This window comes from Pseudomonadota bacterium, from assembly GCA_039818985.1.
GTDB lineage: Bacteria > Pseudomonadota > Alphaproteobacteria > Sphingomonadales > Sphingomonadaceae > Alterisphingorhabdus.
In genome coordinates this window covers 1,225,632-1,240,262 of the sequence record JBCBSU010000001.1, presented here as the reverse complement: position 1 = coordinate 1,240,262, position 14,631 = coordinate 1,225,632, and the positions used below count along the sequence as shown (strand labels likewise).

Annotated in this window: 12 protein-coding genes; 7 read left to right on the top strand and 5 right to left on the bottom strand. The window is 59.5% G+C overall.

The genetic code is table 11. The annotated features are described in order from the left end of the window. Positions 1-18: 18 nt before the first annotated feature. The 4 genes from AAFX04_05900 to tpiA all read right to left on the bottom strand — a co-directional run bounded on the left by AAFX04_05900 (position 19) and on the right by tpiA (position 3,920). Complete coding sequence (locus tag AAFX04_05900) at positions 19-708, bottom strand: Crp/Fnr family transcriptional regulator (GenBank protein MEO1044953.1); 690 nt, start codon at positions 706-708, stop codon at positions 19-21. Between the two features lie 171 nt (positions 709-879). After that, a complete protein-coding gene (locus tag AAFX04_05895; GenBank protein ID MEO1044952.1) occupies positions 880-2,514 on the bottom strand; it encodes a CTP synthase in 1,635 nt (544 codons plus the stop codon). Between the two features lie 124 nt (positions 2,515-2,638). Next, positions 2,639-3,055 carry a preprotein translocase subunit SecG gene (gene secG, locus AAFX04_05890; GenBank protein MEO1044951.1) on the bottom strand — a complete coding sequence of 139 codons (417 nt, stop codon included), beginning with the start codon at positions 3,053-3,055 and terminating at the stop codon, positions 2,639-2,641. A 115-nt stretch (positions 3,056-3,170) separates the two neighbouring features. After that, on the bottom strand, positions 3,171-3,920 hold the full coding sequence (gene tpiA / locus AAFX04_05885; protein MEO1044950.1) for a triose-phosphate isomerase: 750 nt from the start codon (positions 3,918-3,920) through the stop codon (positions 3,171-3,173). 238 nt (positions 3,921-4,158) lie between these two features. On the opposite strand from tpiA, the gene AAFX04_05880 reads away from it, so the two are divergent. The 6 genes from AAFX04_05880 to lexA all read left to right on the top strand — a co-directional run bounded on the left by AAFX04_05880 (position 4,159) and on the right by lexA (position 10,874). Further along, positions 4,159-6,102, top strand: coding sequence for a SurA N-terminal domain-containing protein (locus AAFX04_05880; protein MEO1044949.1), 1,944 nt, complete (start codon positions 4,159-4,161; stop codon positions 6,100-6,102). Next, positions 6,102-7,664 (top strand): anthranilate synthase component I, encoded by a 1,563-nt coding sequence (trpE, locus tag AAFX04_05875; GenBank protein ID MEO1044948.1) that lies wholly within the window; start codon positions 6,102-6,104, stop codon positions 7,662-7,664. The genes AAFX04_05880 and trpE overlap by 1 nt, the downstream gene beginning before the upstream one ends. 5 nt (positions 7,665-7,669) lie before the next feature. Beyond that, on the top strand, positions 7,670-8,305 hold the full coding sequence (locus AAFX04_05870) for an aminodeoxychorismate/anthranilate synthase component II (GenBank protein MEO1044947.1): 636 nt from the start codon (positions 7,670-7,672) through the stop codon (positions 8,303-8,305). Further along, positions 8,302-9,294, top strand: coding sequence for an anthranilate phosphoribosyltransferase (trpD, locus tag AAFX04_05865; GenBank protein MEO1044946.1), 993 nt, complete (start codon positions 8,302-8,304; stop codon positions 9,292-9,294). The genes AAFX04_05870 and trpD overlap by 4 nt, the downstream gene beginning before the upstream one ends. After that, complete coding sequence (gene trpC / locus AAFX04_05860) at positions 9,291-10,085, top strand: indole-3-glycerol phosphate synthase TrpC (protein MEO1044945.1); 795 nt, start codon at positions 9,291-9,293, stop codon at positions 10,083-10,085. The genes trpD and trpC overlap by 4 nt, the downstream gene beginning before the upstream one ends. A gap of 87 nt (positions 10,086-10,172) precedes the next feature. Then, the gene (gene lexA, locus AAFX04_05855; protein MEO1044944.1) at positions 10,173-10,874 is read left to right on the top strand and encodes a transcriptional repressor LexA; all 702 of its coding nucleotides are present in this window, start codon (positions 10,173-10,175) and stop codon (positions 10,872-10,874) included. A gap of 27 nt (positions 10,875-10,901) precedes the next feature. Here lexA and AAFX04_05850 read toward each other — a convergent pair whose 3' ends face one another. Then, on the bottom strand, positions 10,902-13,112 hold the full coding sequence (locus AAFX04_05850) for a ComEC/Rec2 family competence protein (protein MEO1044943.1): 2,211 nt from the start codon (positions 13,110-13,112) through the stop codon (positions 10,902-10,904). 101 nt (positions 13,113-13,213) lie between these two features. Here AAFX04_05850 and gltX point away from each other — a divergent pair, with 101 nt between their 5' ends. Continuing rightward, positions 13,214-14,596 (top strand): glutamate--tRNA ligase, encoded by a 1,383-nt coding sequence (gltX, locus tag AAFX04_05845; GenBank protein ID MEO1044942.1) that lies wholly within the window; start codon positions 13,214-13,216, stop codon positions 14,594-14,596. Positions 14,597-14,631 lie beyond the last annotated feature (35 nt).

Here is a 14,631-nt window from a genome sequence, read left to right as displayed (position 1 = left end):
TGCAAAGCCATGCTTCGATCAGGCTACTGTTTCAGCGATCTCCAACAGCATTTCCCGATCGACAATATGGATATGGCCACTGTCTATCCGCACTACGCCATGATCCGACCATGCAGATAGTTGGCGGTTGATCTGTTCGCGCGACAGGCCGACAAAATTGCCCAGTTCGCTCTGACTCAGCTTCAATTTCAGCCGTCCGCCATCTTCCGAGCCAGAGAGCATCAGCCGCAACAAATAGCGTGCAAGACGCGGACCGGAGGTAAAGGCCCGATCAGCTTCGACTATATCATTGGTCTGGCGCAGTCGGCGTGCAAGAGCCTTCATTAGCTGCATCGCCAGCTGGGGGTAGCTGCCCAATATCTCGGCAAAGGCATCACGAGACAGGGTCAACAGTGTCATATCGCTCAGCGCCTCGGCACTGGCCGACCGTTCACCGCCATCGAGAAAGGCGATTTCGCCAATGACATGGCCGGTCTCAGCATAATCGAGCACGATTTCATGACCATTGCTGGCCACCATGCTGATCCGCGCCATGCCCGAGAGGATGATGTAGAGCTTGTCACCTTCATCGCCCTGACGCAGGATCATTTCGCCCTTTTTGGCAGACAACAGATTGCCACGCAAAATGATTGCCGCAAGAGCATCATCATGGCTCTCGGCAAAAAGGCTGTGCTGTGACAGCAATTCCTGCAATTCATGCGCGTGCATCGCAAAGCCTCCCCGGACTTCATTGCACAGATTAACGGAATATACCGATGCGTGATAGTCTTAGTCTATTATTATTGCCGTTTTCATCCTGTGATCAATAGCATAGCGAAAGAAAAATTGGCCTGGGTCCAATATCGAAATGCAAATATCCCATGAGCTGACAAAAACGGGTCAGACCAACCGGCTCTGTTCAAGCGCCGCAGCAATAAAGCTGGCAAAGAGCGGGTGCGGCGCGAACGGCTTGCTTTTCAGCTCCGGGTGGAACTGGACACCGACAAACCAGCTGAGATCGGGCCGCTCGACAATTTCCGGCAACTCACCATCGGGCGACATACCCGAAAAGATTAGTCCACCCTTTTCCAGTCGATCAATATAGCCACTATTGACCTCATAACGGTGGCGGTGACGTTCTTCTATGTCGCTGGCGCCATAAATGCTGGCCACATGGCTATTCTCGAGCAATTTGGCTGGGTAGCTGCCGAGGCGCATGGTACCGCCAAGATCCCCCCCCTGTTCGCGCTTCTGCAGGCCTTCTTCAGACATCCACTCGGTAATCAGCCCGACAACCGGCTCAGGGGTTTCTCCAAATTCACTGGTCGAAGCATTGTCGATACCGGCCGTGTTGCGGGCCGCCTCGATACACGCCATCTGCATGCCGTAGCAGATGCCGAAAAACGGCACATCATGTTCGCGGGCGAAACGCACCGAGGCGATTTTGCCCTCCCCGCCGCGCTCACCAAATGCACCCGGGACCAATATGCCATGCATCGGTTCGAGTTTTGCAGCGATATCCTCCTCATCGGATTCGAACAGCTCCGCATCGAGCCAGCGTATGTTGACCTTTACCCGATTGGCCATGCCGCCATGGACCAGCGCCTCGTTGAGTGACTTATAGGCGTCTTGCAGACCGACATATTTGCCGACAACGCCGATGGTGACCTCACCTTCGGGATTGCCGTGGCGATCGTTAATGTCATACCAGCGGCTGAGATCGGGGTCCTCGCTGCCATCAAGGCCAAATACCCGCAGCACCTGATCATCAAGGCCTTCGCCATGATATTGCAGCGGCACCGAATAGATGCTGGGCGCGTCGAGCGCCTGGATCACCGCTTCGGGACGCACATTGCAGAACTGGGCAATTTTGCGTCGTTCGCCTTCGGGCAACGGCTTCTCGCAGCGACAGAGCAGAATATCGGGCTGCACACCCAGCGCCGTCAGCTCGCGCACGCTGTGCTGTGTCGGCTTGGTTTTCAGTTCACCGGCAGCGCTGATATAGGGAACCAGTGTGACATGTATCGATAGTGTCTGGTCGGGCTCCAGCTCATTGCGCAGCTGCCGGATCGCCTCGATAAAGGGCAGGCTTTCAATGTCGCCGACGGTGCCGCCAATTTCACACAGCACGAAATCCAGATCATCAATGTCAGCCTGGGCAAATTCCTTGATTGCATCGGTGACATGCGGGATCACCTGCACCGTTGCTCCCAGATAATCGCCACGCCGTTCCTTGGCGATGATGGTCTGGTAGATGCGCCCCGATGTCACATTGTCGGACTGGCGCGATGGCACCCCTGTAAAACGCTCATAATGGCCGAGATCGAGATCGGTTTCGGCACCGTCATCGGTCACATAGACCTCGCCATGCTGATACGGGCTCATCGTGCCCGGATCGACATTGAGATAGGGATCAAATTTACGGATGCGGACCTTGTAGCCGCGCGCCTGCAGCAGTGCGCCCAGGCTTGCTGCCATCAGGCCTTTGCCAAGAGAGGAGACCACGCCGCCGGTGATGAATATATATCGCGCCATGGGAGGAAAGCCTTAGGCCTATGCGCCCGTGTCTGACAAGCAGCCGAATCGCTGTCGGGAAAATTATTTGTGGGCAAATGGCATTTTGCCCAGATGCCCTGGCGGAGACGGATCAGTGACCGGACTATTCTTCGCCCTGTTGACCGCCGTCTTCGCTGTCCTCTTCACTGGCAGGACCATCCTGCAATGCAGCCTCTGCAGCACCGGACAGCGGATCACCGCTAATCGGTGCGCCCGGTGCCAGCGGATCGGCAGGTGCCAATGGATCGGCAGCCGGGGCCGAACGGTCCAGACTTTGATCAATTGTCTCGCCAGAACCCTCTCCGACCGCAAGCACGGCAAGCGCTATGCTCAGTGCGACAAAAATCACAGCCAGGGCCGCAGTGGTCCGGGTCAGCAAGTCGGCCGCGCCACGCGCCGAAACCAGTCCTGCGGGGCTGCCGCCACCGGTCAGGCCGCCACCTTCGGACCGCTGCATGAGTATGACACCGACAAGAGCGGCAGCGACAATCGCCTGTACGACGGTCAGAAAGGTAAACATCTTGGTCCGGATCCTGTAAATCTGCTGCGCCCGTCCACTATCCGGGACGTAGCCCGAGCCGCGGTTGCGCTTTCTGTTGCGGCGCACATAGCGACTTGGCGAGAGGGTTTCAATATCATGTCTGTTGCGCCGCAGCGGCGATGATCGGTGCAAAACTCTCCGCCTTGAGGCTGGCGCCGCCGACAAGCGCACCATTGACATTGTCTATTGCCAGTATTTGCGATGCATTCTCGCCCTTGACCGAGCCGCCATAAAGCAGCCGCACCGCAGCACCGGCATCGCCGAAGCGCGCGACAAGCTGTTTACGGCAAGCGGCATGCATCGCCGCGATTTCGGGTTCACCGGCAACACGCCCGGTGCCTATCGCCCAGATTGGCTCATAGGCGATGGTCAATTGCTGCGGATCGATGTCGCCCGCCAGTGATTCCGCGAGTTGATGGCAGACATAATCTTCCGCCTCTCCGGCCTCGCGCACTTCCAGCGGTTCCCCGACGCATAATATCGCCTCCATCCCGGCTTTTTGCGCCGCCCTAGCCTTGGCAGCGATGATGGTACTCGTTTCGCCTTGATCCTGTCGCCTCTCGCTATGGCCGACAATCACCAGCCTCGCGCCTGCCTCGCACAGCATCGGCGCAGAAAGACAGCCGGTATGCGCGCCGCTGTCATTGTGATGGCAATCCTGCGCCCCGGCATTGGCATGGTCCAGCATATCTGCCAGCGGCGCAATCAGCGTTGCCGGCGGACATATCGCAACATCGACCCCGTCATGCTGTGCCGCTGCACCATCAATGCCCCAGGCCTCTTCCAACGCATCCATAAGGCCGTTCATCTTCCAATTGGCTATGATATATGGCCGCACCGCCACCTCCCCTGTTGTGCTCCTCGCCGGTGCCGGCTGTCCGCGCACCGATTTCCTCGCTGGCGCTATAACAGCGCGGTTATCGCGTGCAAGCAGTCCAGAGTTGCTATCCAGTAGAAGTTGAGCCTCGAGAAGTTCGCATTTTGCGACAGCTTGCACTTGCGGCGACACGATGCCGCTTCTAAAGGCAGAAGAAATCGGGCGCACTGCCCCTGTCACAGATTTAGAGACGGCACATTCTTCCATGATCGGTTTCTTTCGTTCCATCTTCCAGTCCAAAATCGGCCTGTTCCTGACTCTTGCCTTTGTCGGCCTGATCGCTGTGGCCTTTGCCGGCGGTGATGTCACCGGCGGTGCTTTTGGCGGTATCGGCAGTAGCCAGACCGCAGTCACCATCGGCAGCCAGAAAATTTCGACCTCGGAACTGCGACGCCAGGTCGAAAATGCCTATTCACAGGCGCGACAGCAAAATCCGACACTCGACATGGCAGCGTTCATTGCCGGTGGCGGCGTCGACGAAGTTATTCGCCAGATGGTCAACAGCTATGCCATCGCCGAATATGGCAAATCGATCGGCCTTGGCGCGGGCAAGCGGCTGGTCGATTCGGAGATCACCGCACTGGGCGTTTTCCGCAACGCTGCGGGTAATTTCGATGAGGCGACCTACAGGCGGGTACTGGCCGACAATAACATCAATGAAGAGCAGTTTCGTGAGCAGCTCAAGCGCGAATTGCTTGCCGAACAAATGCTCGATCCGATCAATGTCGGCACAGTCGCACCCGATAAGCTGATCATGCCTTATGCATCCTTGCTGCTGGAGGGCCGTCGTGGCCGTATTGCAACGCTGCCATCGGCCGCATTTGTCGATGACAAGCCGGTCAGCGATGACGCGCTCAAGGCTTTTTACACCCAGAATGCGGCGCGCTTCACCCTGCCCGAGCAGCGCAGTATTCGCTACACCGTGTTCACCCGCAATCAGGTGATCGACGATATCACCATCAGCGAGACCGAAATCAAGGAAGCCTTCGAACAGCGTCGTGAGGAATTTTCGGCGCGTGAAACCCGGCTGCTGGAGCAGGTCATCCTGCCTACTGAGGATGGTGCCAAGGCATTGCTGGACACCGTCAATGGCGGTACCTCGCTTGCGGTCGCTGCCGATGCCATCGGCCTTGCATCAAGCGAGATCGGTCAGATTACCAAGGGCGAATTGGCCAGCGAAGCGTCCAACGCCGTTGCCGATGCTGCCTTTGGCACGAATCGCGGCGAGATGGCACCAATCAGCCAGAGCCCGCTGGGCTGGCACGTCATGCGTGTCCTTGATATCGAACAGGTTGCAGAGCGCTCGCTCGACGATGTCAGGGCCAGCCTGGAGAACGATATCCGCGAGGAAAAATCGCGTCAGGCCTTATCCGATTTCACCGTCAGTATCGAAGATCGCCTGCAAAGCGGCGCGACACTCAGCGATATCGCGCAGTCGGAAAAACTAGAGGTCAACACAACGCCGCTGCTCACCGCCAATGGTCAGTCTATTGCCCAGCCCGGTTATCAGATTGAGCCGATTGTGCGCGGTCTTCTGACTGATGCGTTCAAGGTAACGGGCAGGAATGTGGCGCAGATCGTCGAGACCACCCAGGGTCTGGAATTCGTTATCTTTGATGTCAGCGACATCAAGGCCGCCGCGCCGCCGCCCTTTGCCGATAACAAGGAAGCGATTTTGCGGGTCTATCGCATCGTCCAGGGGTCGGAACGCGCCGAAAAGCTGGCGCGCGAGATTGCGGCCAATGCCAAGGATGCGGACTCGTTGATCAGCGCTGTCGCAGCTCGGGACGAACAATTGCCACCGGTGGAGAATGTCGGCGCCAAACGTGCCCAGCTCACCGCAGGTGGACAGCGTGTCCCGCCACCGCTGGCGCTGATGTTCAGCATGCCCGAAGGCAGCTTCAAGGTGCTTGAAGGCCCGAATGACCAAGCTTGGTTCATCGTTTATCTTGAAGCAATTGACCGCGGCGACGCCAGTGGCCGCAGCGATATCGTCAACCGTGTGGCTCAGGATTTCCGAGGTGTATTGGCGCGTGAATATGCCCAGCAACTGATCCAGGCCGTCAAGGACAGCATCGAGGTCAAGCGCAACGAGACGGTGATCAAGTCGGTTATCGATGATTTGACCGGTGCCAACCAGACCGGCTGATGGCACAGGCGTTCAGCGATAACGGTGAAAAGGGGGATAGCAGCGAACAGGAGAAGCTGGCGCGCGTGCGGCTTGAACGCGGCGAGTCTGCTCTGCTCTACCGTCATCTGATTGCCGACACCCACACAGCAGTATCGCTGGCAATGCGGCTGTTTGTGCCTGATCGCGGTGACTTCCTTCTCGAATCGGTCGAAGGCGGAGAAACTCGCGGTCGCTACAGCCTGATCGGACTCGATCCCGACCTGGTTTATCGGGCCGATAATGGTACGGGCTTCATCAATGCCGCGTGGCAGCATGACCGTGGTGCTTTTGTCCGCGACGATAACAACAACGACGCACTCGACAGCCTGCGTTCGCTGGCACAACGGTGCCAGATGGCAGTGCCCGATGCACTGCCGCCGGTGCTTGCCTTTCTGGTCGGCTATTTCGGCTATGAGACCGTCAGTCTGGTGGAGAAAATCACGCGCGCTTCCGAAGCATCGCTGGGACTACCCGACATGGTGTTTGTACGCCCGTCATTGTTGCTGATTCTCGACCGACTCAAGGACGAGATGATACTGGTCGCGCCGCTATGGGCAGACAGGGATGGTGCAGCCGACCATAAGATCAGCGCCGCACTGGAACGGCTGGACGAAGCGGAACGCGGCGTTTCCACGCCACAGCCCGGAGATGCTGTTGACAAGACAGACAGTGCAGAACTGGTCGATATTATCCCACAGCCGGTGGTGCCGCCCGAGCGCTATTGCGAGATGGTGCTGGCGGCCAAGGACTATATCCATGCCGGCGACATTTTTCAGGTGGTGCTGGCCCAGCGCTTCACCGCGCCGTTCCCGCTGCCGCCAATGCAGCTTTACCGCTCGTTGCGGCGCATCAATCCTTCGCCTTTCCTGTTCTATCTCGATCTGCCCGATTTCGCACTGATCGGTTCCAGTCCGGAGATACTGGTGCGGGTGCGCGATGGCGAAGTCACCATCCGCCCGATCGCCGGTACCCGACCGCGCGGCGCCACCGCAGCAGAAGACCGCGCCCAGGCCGAAAGCCTGCTCACCGATCCGAAGGAATGTGCCGAACATCTGATGCTGCTCGACCTTGGCCGCAATGATGTCGGTCGTGTTGCCCGCGCCGACAGTGTGAGTGTAACCGACAGCTTCACCATCGAACGCTACAGCCATGTGATGCATATCGTTTCCAATGTTGTCGGCGAATTGCGCGAGGATATGGACCCTGTCTCTGCCTTGCTTGCCGGCTTCCCCGCTGGCACGGTCAGTGGAGCACCCAAGGTGCGTGCCTGCCAGATCATCGCCGAACTCGAGCCCGAGCAGCGCGGCGCCTATGCCGGCGCGGTTGGCTATTTCGCCCCCGATGGTTCGGTCGACAGCTGCATCGTGCTGCGCACTGCAGTGGTCAAGGACGGCATGATGCACGTCCAGGCCGGAGCCGGTGTCGTTGCCGACAGCGACCCCGATTATGAGTTGCGCGAATGCCAGGCCAAGGCCGGCGCACTTTTCGCCGCCGCCAATGATGCTATCGCCCGGGCGCGTGCAGGAGGCTTTGGCCAATGACCCTCATGCCAAAAATATTGATGATCGACAATTATGACAGCTTCACCTTCAATCTGGTGCATTATGTCATGGAACTGGGCGTGGAAGTCCGGGTCGAGCGCAATGACGCGCTCAGCGCTGCCGACGCGATGGCACTGGAGCCACAGGCGATCATCCTTTCCCCCGGCCCCTGTACCCCCAATGAAGCGGGCATCTCGCTCGATCTGGTTGCCGCCTGCGCCGAAAAAGCATTGCCGCTGCTCGGTGTCTGCCTCGGCCATCAGGCGATCGGCCAGCATTTTGGCGGTACTGTCGAGCGCGGTGGCCTGATGCATGGCAAGACCTCCGCCATCAGCCATGATGGCAGCGGTGTCTTCACTGACCTGCCCGATCCGTTTACCGCGACCCGCTATCATTCGCTGATCGTGGCACGCGCCGGTTTTCCCGACTGCCTGCATGTCAACGCCATCACTGAAGCGGCTGGTGACGGCGAGAGCCTTATCATGGGGTTTCACCACAAGACGCTGCCGATTCATGGTGTCCAGTTTCACCCCGAAAGCATCGCCACCCAGCATGGCCATCACCTGCTGGCCAATTTCCTCGACACTGCCGGCATTGCGCATAAGGGGGCACCAGAGGCTCCGGCAGGAGCCCTGGCATGAACGCAAGAATCCCGCCACTCGGCCAACCACTGTCGACTGAAGACGCTGAAGCGCTGTTCGGCGCAGTGCTCGATGGTGTCTATGCGGCCGAGCAGGTCAGCGAGATACTGGTCACTCTCGCCGACCGTGGCGAGGCGGCATCGGAAATTGCCGGGGCAGCACGGGCAATGCGACAACGCATGGTTCCCCTGGCCGACCCGCCATCTGCTGCGATCGATGTCTGCGGCACCGGCGGTGATGGCAGCAACAGCCTCAATGTCTCGACCGCGGTATCTCTGGTTGTTGCTGCGTGTGATGTGCCAGTCGCCAAGCATGGGAACCGCGCCGCCAGCAGCAAATCCGGTGCCGCCGATACGCTGGAGGCGCTGGGCATTCGTCTCGACCGCACGCCCGAACAGAACAACGCCTTGCTCGCCGATCTCGGCATCGCCTTTCTCTTCGCACCGACGCATCATCCGGCGCTCGGCACCATTGCGCCGATCCGCAGGGCTTTGGGTCGCCGCACCATTTTCAACCTGCTGGGGCCGCTGTGCAATCCAGCCCGCGTCCGCCGTCAGCTGATCGGTGTCGCCCATCCCGATCTGGTGCCCGTCTATGCAGGGGCGGCGCAGATGCTCGATTATGACCGGGTGATGATCGTGTCGGGCATGGAAGGTCTGGATGAGATCTCCATCGCCGGGCCGACACTGATCCATGAATGGCGCGATGGCACGATGCATGAAACATTATTTGATCCCGCAGCCCATGACCTGCTCCTGTCGCCGCTATCGGCGATACGCGGCGGCGATGCCGAATATAATGCCGCAGCGCTGCGTGGCCTTATGGCAGGCGAGAAAAGCGCCTATCGCGATGCGGTGCTGCTCAACAGCGCTGCCGCGCTACAGGTTGCCGGCGAAGCGGATAGCTGGGCCGAGGGACTGGAAGAGGCCGAAGAGGCGCTCGACAAAGGCCTGGCCAATGCCCTGCTTAATTGCTGGAGAGCCGCATGAGTGACCGTCTCAAGCAGATATGCGATGACAAGCGCGCTCATGTCGCCAGGCGCAAGGCAGCAATATCGACAGCCGATATCGACGCCGCCATCGCGGCACAAAGCGCGCCGCGCGGCTTTGCCAAAGCAATGCAGGACAGGGTTGCGGCGGATGAATGGGCGCTGATCGCCGAGATCAAGCGTGCCAGCCCGTCCAAGGGGCTGATCCGCGAGGATTTCGACCCGCTCATGCATGCACAGGATTATCAGAGTGGCGGTGCCACCTGCCTGTCAGTGCTGACGGATGTGCCCTATTTCCAGGGCGCGGATCATTATCTCACCGAGGCGCGCAATGCGGTTGCCCTGCCCTGTCTGCGCAAGGACTTCATGGTCGACCCATGGCAGGTCGGCGAGGCGCGTGCGCTCGGTGCCGATGCGATATTGATCATCGTCGCCGCCTGTGACGATGCGCTGATGCAGGATCTGGCCGCTGAAGCGCAGCACCATGGCATGGACGTGCTGGTCGAGGTGCATGACCGCCCCGAACTCGACCGCGCGCTGATGCTCGATACGCCGCTGATCGGCATCAACAATCGCGATCTCAAAAGCTTCAGGACCGATCTTGCGACCGCCGAGATCCTGGCACCATTGGTGCCGAAGGACCGGCTGGTCATTGCCGAAAGCGGGATTGTACATCATCAGGACTGCGAGCGGCTCGCCAGGGCCGGCGTCTCCGCCTTTCTGGTTGGGGAGACACTGATGCGGCAGCATGATCTGACCAAAGCGACCCGCGCTTTGCTGGGCAAGCACTAACCAGAAACCGCCCATTTCCAACTTCCCCCTTGACCTGATCGCATTTGTTTCATAATTGTTCCCTATTCGTTCAATACGGAGGGACCAATGCTAACCCGTAAACAGCATGAACTGCTCTGCTTCATTCAGGAACGGCTGGAGTCGAGCGGCGTCTCGCCTTCATTCGAGGAAATGAAGGACGCGCTTGATCTGAAATCCAAATCCGGCGTGCACCGCCTGGTCAGCGCGCTGGAGGAACGCGGCTTTATCCGCCGTCTTCCCAACCGCGCGCGCGCCCTGGAAGTGCTGAAGCTGCCCGAAGGCGGACTGACGACATCCGCACCATCGGTCGCTCTGGGTGGCAGCAATGCCCTGCCACCGGCAAATCTGGTTTCGACGGCAGGCGCCGCGCCTTTGGCGGCCAATGACGTGCTGGAGATTCCTCTGCATGGCCGCATTGCCGCAGGTGCACCGATCGAGGCGCTCGAAGGACAGTCCGTGCTTCCGGTCCCGGCGGCGCTGCTCGGCAGCGGCGACCATTACGCCCTGGAAGTCTCTGGAGACTCGATGATCGAAGCGGGGATTTTCGATGGCGATTTTGCGCTGATCCGCCGCACCGATACGGCTCGCGACGGCCAGATTGTCGTGGCGCTGGTGCGCGGTGAGGAAGCGACGCTGAAATATCTGCGGCGCGATCACAAAACCATCCGGCTCGACCCAGCCAATGCCAGTTACGAACCGCAAATCTACCGCGCCGACGAAGTCCAGATTCAGGGCCAGCTCGCCGGACTGCTGCGGCGCTATAATTGATATAGACTTTAAACGATAATGGAGCCGTCATTGCCGTTGGCGAGGGCGGCTCCAGCCATGATCGGAGCGGCTATCGGCAACGCGGTCGATGCGCATTGGCGTATCGAGATAGATTGCCAACCCGCCACTCTGTTGCAGATAGCGGCGATCTGCCTTGAGCAGCCGCGGCCGACAACTGCGCGGCAGGCTGCGTGACGCAATGACGATATCGCTGCGGCTGCAAGCCGCTGCCAGTGCCCGTTTGGGGACATATTCACGATTACGCCCCACCAGTACCGACCATTGGCGCCCTGCCCCGTTTCTGCCTGCCCCGTTTCTGCCTGCCCCGTCTCTATTGGATAAGGGCAGCACGAAGCTGCAAAATTCTTCCGAACAGCGCGCCCCGCGCCATTGGTCGATACCTCTGGGTTGATCCGCAAAAGCGCCCTGTTCGCGCATCATATCGGTGATGAAGGAGGAGGAATCGGGTTTGAGCAGGATGAAATCCCCGCCTTCTGCCCTGTTATTGCGCAATGCCAATTGCGCGCCATCACCGGCAACCAGCAGATCTGGGCGCGGAGCAGCAAGCATGAGGCTAATGGCAATAATCCCGGGGATAGCCGCCAACAGCCGCAATGGACTGCGCAACAGGAACAGTATCAGGCCGGCAATAACTGCCAGCATATAGGTACCGAGCCCAATGGCCGGGAAACGGATGATCGAGCCGGGTGTATCGGAAACGAAATGCGCAATGTCGAGCAACAACGCCAGTGCCTTGCCGCACAACCACCAGAAGGGCGCGCCTGCCCCGAATATATCAGCCAGTAGCGCCACAGCCTCCAGCGGCATGATCACAAAAGTGGTCAGCGGAATGGCGATGATATTGGCCAGCGCGCCATAAATTCCGGCCTTGTGGAAATGGTAGAGCGCGATCGGCATCAAGGTAATCTCGATCACCAGTCCGGTAAGGAACAGCATCAAGGCGAAACGCCCGATGCGATGGCCGATACCGAATTGCGTCTCGTTGCGCGCCGCAGACCAGCGCCGCATAAACGGCGCATCATAAAGCGCGATAATCGCGACGACTGCAGCGAAACTGAGCTGAAAACTTGGCCCGACCAGGGTTTCCGGCCAAATCACCAATATCACCAGCGCGGCAAAACCGATCAGCCGCAACGATAGCGGATCACGCCCCAGCACCAGTGCCAGCAGGATCAGCACCGCCGCTATACAGGCGCGCACCGTCGGCACCGCACCCCCGGTGAATACGGTATAGGCGATGCCAGCCAGTGCACCCGCCACCGCCGCGACCACCGGCAGCCGCCAGCGCAGCGCCAGCCTGGGCGACAGCGCCAGCAGCTTGAGCACCAGCAGGAACACCGCCCCGATCACCGCACTGACATGCAGTCCACTGATTGCCAGCAGGTGCGCCAGGCCGCTGCGCCGCATCGCCTCGGCATCAGCCTCGGCTATGCCGCCACGATCGCCGGTCGCCAGCGTCGCGGCAATCGCACCTTCTGAACCGGAAATCCGTGTCTGAACATGCTGTGACAGGCGGCGGCGCATATCGGCAACACCGCGCCCGCCCGCGCGCTCCATTATCTCCGGGGTAGCCAGTGCGCTGCCGGTGGCGCCGAGACCGGAAAACCAGGCACGCCGGGCAAAATCATAGCCTCCGGGCAGCGCTGGTTCGCCCGGCGGCATCAGTCGCACACGCAAGCGAATATGGTCGTTGACCGACGGATGCAGCGCATCGCCGGGCAACAGCCGTTCAGTCAGGTTGACCCGCACCCGCGCCGGCAGACCCTGTGGTTGCTCGACAGCGATAACGTAGCGCTCAATATTGCGCGCTGCGAGCACCTGCCGATCGATAATCCTGCCTTCAATCGTACCGATCCATGGTTTGGCCAACGGTTTGGCGTCGATCATTTCCGCCCGGATCCAGATGGTCAGCGTCCCCGCTGCCATGATCAGCAATGCTATGGCAAGCCAACGCAGCGAACGCGCCGCCCATGGCCAGCGTGGAGCAGCAAGCCAGAGCGGTATCGCTGCCAGTGTTGCAGTCAGAATCAGTACCAGCCAGTGCTCACGCAGCGGCAGTGCGAACCAGGCACCGATGCCGGTGGCAAAAGCCAGCGGAATAATCAGCGGCCATTGCTTGGCGTCCTCGGTCGCCCATGCGGAAACCCTTGGTTGCAACTGCCGCCAGCGATGCGCGAAATCCGCCCATTTCGGGAATTGTCGGATCGCAATCGCCATGTTAGGGAGCCCCCAATTCTCCAACGTCTTCCGCCGTTTTGATCATGAAAGGAAGTCCGCCGGACCGCAAGGGCCGCGGCAACAGGCTAAAGCTCCATCCTATGACCAGTCCGATCGTAACCCGTTTCGCCCCTTCCCCTACCGGCTTTCTGCATATTGGTGGTGCGCGCACCGCTTTGTTCAACTGGCTGTTCGCGCGGCATCATGGCGGCAAGGCGCTGCTGCGGATCGAGGATACCGACAAGAAGCGCTCCACCCAGGAGGCGATAGACGCGATTCTCGACGGGCTCGACTGGCTCGGACTCGACTGGGACGATGAAACCGTGTTTCAGAGCCAGCGGGCCGAACGCCATGCCGAAGTCGCGCAACAGCTGCTCGACAGCGGTCACGCCTATAAATGCTTCGCCACTGCCGAAGAGCTGGAGCAGATGCGCGCCGAACAGCGCGCCGCCAAGAAGCCGACGCGCTATGATGGCCGATGGCGCGACCGTGACCCATCCGAAGCACCCGACGGAGCGCCCTATGTGGTGCGGCTGAAAACGCCACAATCGGGTCGACTGGTAATCCAGGACGCGGTGCAGGGCGAGGTTGGCTGGCAGGCGGCCGAGCTTGACGACTATGTATTATTGCGTTCGGACGGCTCACCAACCTATATGCTCAGTGTCGTTGTCGATGACCATGATATGGGTGTGACCCATCTGATCCGTGGTGATGATCATCTCAATAATGCTTTCCGCCAGCTTGCACTGATCCGCGCCATGGGCTGGACCGAACCCGTCTATGCCCATATCCCGCTGATTCATGGCAATGACGGGTCAAAGCTGTCGAAGCGCCATGGCGCGCTGGGCGTCGAGGCCTATCGCGATGAGATGGGCATATTGCCCGAGGCCTTGTTCAACTATCTGCTGCGGCTTGGCTGGGGCTATGGCGATACCGAAAAGATCAGCCGCGAAGAGGCCATCAAACTGTTTTCACTTGACAATGTCGGCAAGTCGCCGTCGCGTTTCGACCCGAAGAAGTTGACCAATCTCAACGGCATCTACATTCGCGAAGCCGATGATGCGCGACTGACCGATATCGTCGTACCGATGATCCCGGGTGCTGCCCCCCCATTGCTGAAACAGGCCATGCCGGTGCTGAAGGAACGCGCCCGCTCGCTGCATGAACTGGCAGATGGCGCGAAATTCCTCTTCACCCAAAGGCCTTTAGCGCTAGCCGAGAAGGCAAAAAAGACAGTGGAAGCCGCCCCTGATGGTCTCATAGGCAAAATCCATCAGAAATTGGTCGCAACGGACGACTGGACGCTGGAAAATCTTGAGATAATCGTTAAACAGCTAGCAGACGATGAAGGTCTTGGGCTGGGCAAGGTTGCACAGCCAATGCGCGCCGCCTTAACCGGGCAGAGCAGTTCGCCAGGCATCTTCGACGTCCTAGTTCTTTTGGGCCGCGATGAATCCCTCGCACGCATCGCGGATCAGCTGTGATCTAATGGTATGACCTTATTTGAAGGAGAATTTGC